This window comes from candidate division KSB1 bacterium (assembly GCA_022562085.1).
Classification (GTDB): Bacteria; Zhuqueibacterota; Zhuqueibacteria; order Oceanimicrobiales; family Oceanimicrobiaceae; genus Oceanimicrobium.
This window is the reverse complement of record JADFPY010000356.1, coordinates 1-4,645: the sequence shown is the minus strand read 5'-3', so window position 1 is coordinate 4,645 and position 4,645 is coordinate 1. Positions and strand designations below refer to the sequence as shown.

The 4,645-nt window shown below is 43.4% G+C and carries 4 protein-coding genes; 2 read left to right on the top strand and 2 right to left on the bottom strand.

From position 1 onward, the window contains the following. On the top strand, positions 1-1,209 hold a 1,209-nt coding region (locus IH879_20095; GenBank protein MCH7677230.1), incomplete at its 5' end, for an NAD(P)/FAD-dependent oxidoreductase. Positions 1,210-1,761: 552 nt separating this feature from the next. After that, positions 1,762-2,865 carry a hypothetical protein gene (locus IH879_20090; protein MCH7677229.1) on the top strand — a complete coding sequence of 368 codons (1,104 nt, stop codon included), beginning with the start codon at positions 1,762-1,764 and terminating at the stop codon, positions 2,863-2,865. 324 nt (positions 2,866-3,189) lie between these two features. On the opposite strand, the gene IH879_20085 is transcribed toward IH879_20090, so the two are convergent. Together IH879_20085 and IH879_20080 are read right to left on the bottom strand one after the other, a co-directional pair. Continuing rightward, complete coding sequence (locus tag IH879_20085) at positions 3,190-3,447, bottom strand: hypothetical protein (GenBank protein ID MCH7677228.1); 258 nt, start codon at positions 3,445-3,447, stop codon at positions 3,190-3,192. After that, positions 3,444-3,869, bottom strand: a complete 426-nt coding sequence (locus IH879_20080; GenBank protein ID MCH7677227.1) for an AbrB/MazE/SpoVT family DNA-binding domain-containing protein — start codon at positions 3,867-3,869, stop codon at positions 3,444-3,446. The genes IH879_20085 and IH879_20080 overlap by 4 nt, the downstream gene beginning before the upstream one ends. Positions 3,870-4,645: the final 776 nt, after the last annotated feature.

Here is a 4,645-nt window from a genome sequence, read left to right as displayed (position 1 = left end):
GTTCGTCAAAAAATCTATGAAGATGCGGACTCACCTGACATCATGCAAGAACGCGGCGTCGAACTTATCGAAGGCAAGGTAACTTTCAAAGATGACCATTCAATAGAAGTCTGGGGCAAAAATGGTACAGACACTATTTCATTTCGATCTGCAATTATGACAGCAGGTGGCGCCCCTTGGGTTATTCCAATAAAAGGTCTCGATAAAATACCTTATTTGACCAATGAAACCATCTTTGAATTAACAAAGCAGCCAAAACATTTGACGATATTAGGAAGCGGCCCCATTGGTGTGGAGATGGCACAAGCCTTCACTCTACTGGGAAGTAAAGTGACCGTGATAGCCCTCGACCCGCAGATTCTGATTCGCGACGAGCCGAAATGCACCCAATTTGCAAAGGATAAATTAGAAGGATTGGGGGTGACGTTCCACCTTGAACAAACCATTCATAACATTTATAAAAAAAATAGCACCTACCAACTGGACGTTGGGCCGCTCCCAGGGAAGACAACTAAAATAATCACCGATGCCCTTTTGATTGCAGTTGGCAGGAAACCCAATCTGGAAAATCTCAACTTACAAAAAGCGGGAGTGACTTATGATAAACACGGCATTCCTGTAGACCGCTATTGTCGAACAAATGTCAAACACATTTTCGCTTGTGGCGACATCACAACATGGATGAAGTTCACTCATGTCGCAGAAAATATGGCCAAAGCTGCAGCCATAAACGCCACCTTCAAAATTCCGATGATAAAATATGAACAAGATGTTGTTCCCTGGGTCACATATACAGATCCGGAATGCGCTCATGTTGGCAAAACAGCGAGCGAGCTTGAATCAGAAAATGTTAAATTTGATACCATTGAATTGCCCTATTCAAAAATTGATCGAGCAGTCACGGAGCACGAAGAGGAGGGATTGGTGATGCTCCACACGTCTGGCGGCAAGATACTGGGAGCACACGTGGTGGGTTATCAAGCAGGCGAGCTCATTAACGAATACACCCTTGCAATGAAAAACCGACTTAAACTCTCGAAAATTGCCGATACCATCCATGCCTATCCAAGTATGCTGCTTGGCGCCCGGCGCGCTGCAGATCAATACTACGTGCGTTTACAGAAAAAATGGATGTCACGATTGGTCAAATTTCTTTTTAGATACAAAGGAGAAATTCCCGACTACATCGGTTCAAAAACTGTGTTGTGAGCGACTGCTATCTTTTGTTACTCATCTACCTTGCCGCAGTATCATACACTGAAGTTGCAAACCTTCTCAGGTTTCACTGGGATTGCGCAAAAGACTGCATCACGAAACTTAATGTAACAACAACCCCAAAAAAGGCATTCGGTATTGGCATGACTCCTCCAATAAATTTCGAGTCACGTTTATTTGGTCATACACTTAAAAATAAAAAGCGTTCAAAAAATTAAATAAACATTCCACTAGAATTCGAAAAATGCAACATTTTTTTGTTGACTTTGCAATTTCTTTATTTAACTTTTTGATATCACCACTGCTGTTGCCCCTTGCAGCAATTTGCTTTTAACACTCCGCCTATTGATGCACCGCTGGTAATCTAAAGTCCGACTGGTGGAGGGGAAGATGATAATGGGAAGCACAAAATCGGTTCTAGCCGCGTTAAAAAGATTTTACAATCAAAATCGCAGTTTTGTCATAGTAACGGTTTCTTCAAGGAGCCCGCCTGCACCGGCATATCTTACCGTTTATTATTGTCCAAATAGCTTGTGAGGTCAGAAAATGGCTAAACAGATAGATAATACTTCTAGAAAATTTCAAACGGCACAGCAAATCTCCTATTTCATGCTGATGCTTTTACTGCTTACGGGCTGCGGCCAGCCCACTAGTGTTGATCCTGAGTATACGTTCCACACGCCCGAAGATGTCGTCGTCAACATGAGGACGGCTTATGAAGAGCGGGATTTGGAGCGCTACCTCAGCAGTTTTGCCCCTCATAGCACATTCCTCGATGGCGAGACCCTGTTGTGGGACTTCGAAAGCGAGAGACGTATTCACAGCAGGATGTTTGCCGAAGTCACTGCACTCGAACTCGATATGCACAGTTTGGGAAGTGAAACACAGAGCGATAGCAGCCTGTTGTTAGCATATCGCTACCGGGTTACTGCGCAACTGGCTTCTGCGCCGCCAATGACTGCCGAGGGTGAGGTGATACTGGAGTTTATGAGCAATAACGAGGATAGCTGGCAGATCACTTCATTCCACGACCGAACGGGCGGACTGAACAAAGTATCAAATCGTGTACTTATGCCTCAAGACAGCGTCGATTATTTTCCATTGCGGGTCGGGAATTCATGGACTTATGACGAACAGTTTGCACCTGGCACACCCGATTTTGAGGTCCTCATTACGGACTCACTGATCTTAAAGGGTAATCTTTATTACCAACTTCAGAATGGCCAATGCATTACTGCTTACTCGAACTTTATCCGCGTGGATTCCCTGCGTCAATTAAGAATGTTTTTTACATGCGATTCATCTGAGCATGCAGTTTTCGACCTGGCAGCTGAAGTAGGTGATAGCCTAAGTTTTATCCCACCAGGTGCTACTGGAACAGTGGTTGTAGAGCTTTGCAGCCAGAGAGATTCCCTGGCAGTTCCGGCAGGAACTTTCCCCGATGTATTAGAATTTGTTATCACAGATAATAATTCCGGAGCGAGTCTTGTGTATCAATTTGCAGCTAATGTTGGGATTATTCGGCAGAGTGCAACTAATCAAAGACTGGCCTTGAAAAGTGCTTTTGTAAATGGCGAGACATATCCTGTAATAACCAGTGTCGAGCCGAGCTACACATCATGGACACAGATTAAGAGTAACTTTCGTTAAGTTGGTTGGTACTTTAGACAAAGTGTGCAATGGATTATTTATCGTCCTTTGTTGTGAAACCGATTTGCCGCTTGGGTTTTATGTTTTGGCAACCTCAGTATCCTCACTTCGGACAAAGGTAAAACAGCTTTCGCAATGAAAGGTTTTAGTTTCGATTTCCTTGGTCTTGCCGTCAGGGCTGATCAATTTTCTTCGCAAAACAGTCATCCCCATGTTCTTGAAAGCTTGACAGTGTGGGCAAAATGCTTGGGACATGTTATTTTCGCCAAAAAAGGTGCTTCTTTAAATAAAATAAATTAGTGGGTGCAACTCATTAAAATGGGCTTACCGTCCTAAAATCTCTTTATGTGTACCAATGGCCAGCAGGATGTAGGTATCTTGTTCTATGCGAAAAGTCAGGCGATAGTTCATGGTAATGCTGGCTTCCCAAACGTCTTTCTCACCTTTGTATTTTTTGACCCTGAGCGACGGGTGATTTAAGTTCTCTAAAAGAAACCCCAGCTTTTGGTTGGTCAACCTTTGGATTTGCTGGGGTAATTTTTGGTACTGTTTTTTGAAGCGCTCAGTTCTATCAAATTTCATGCAGTTTTGAGGTCTTTAACTAAGGCCTCAACATTGTCGAACGTCTTGACGCGGCCCGCTTTAATATCGCGCTCGGATTCGCGCATATCTTTTTGCCATTCCTCAGCCCAATAGTAAGCTTGGTCTGGGTCAATCAATCCGACTTTAGCTGCGACTTTGATTTCTGCTTTGGTCAGACCCCGCGAGTTGAGCTTGTCGTTGGCAATAGTTTCAATCTTTTTTTGAGCGTTCTTCAGGGTCTTTTGTTCGGCTGCTGAAAGTTTTGGCGCGGTAGCCTTGGCCATTATCTGCTGGGGGATAATGCGCCCCTCGCCGTTTTGTAGAGTCACTTCCAGCAAATCGCCTGGCTCCAAACCCAGGCCATCAAAGACCTCTTTGGGTATGGTTATCTGGTGCTTGGTACTAACTTTGGCCAATGGCATGGTTTGGCTCCTTTCGACTTTTGAGTGCATAAAATAGTTAATTTAACCGTTAGAGTCAAGAAGTAAAGAATATAGGATTAATGGAAAGCTGTCAAGTGTGGAAAATTTGGGGTCACAAATTGTGACCTCCAAAATGGCTTTCATGTTTGGCCTCTAAGGGATTTTCTTGATAGGGATTGATGTTTGTCACAGCTTTTTTTGAGGAGAAATAAAAACCCTGAGTCGGAAACCAACTCAGGGTAGTCTCCCCACACACCCGGAAGGATGTTTGGTGGGATTCTTAATTAAGAAAGATGACATTAAAAAGCAAGGTTTAAATGATTCCAGAAAGGGGCTAACGGGACCGCCAGCAAAAATTGCAGGCTGAAGTAAGGATACTAATTTCAGCCTGCGGTTTGGCCAGGCAACGTTAGGGGCGCAGGTGGGGTAGTGTCGGGATACGTGTAATTTTTGTACACTAACGACAGGCGGACATTGGTATTTCACAATATTTTCGGAAAATTCTGCTCTAAATGCAAGGATTTCCGACCAAAACGCCATGAAACCACCCATCAAAGCAGTATCAGCAGGTATACTTTTCAGATGTATCTTTTGGTTGAGATGATGACTTTTCCTTTTAGCAAAAACGCATTATATCTACTCTCCGAGCACGATTTTTCTCTTAGTTAATTCTTCGAATCAGGGAAAGCTTTTACAAGAACCCATTAACTACGGTTGATCCAAACAAGATCAATGACCAAAACGTAAACGATTTTTTTAATTAAAACTTTTGCCAC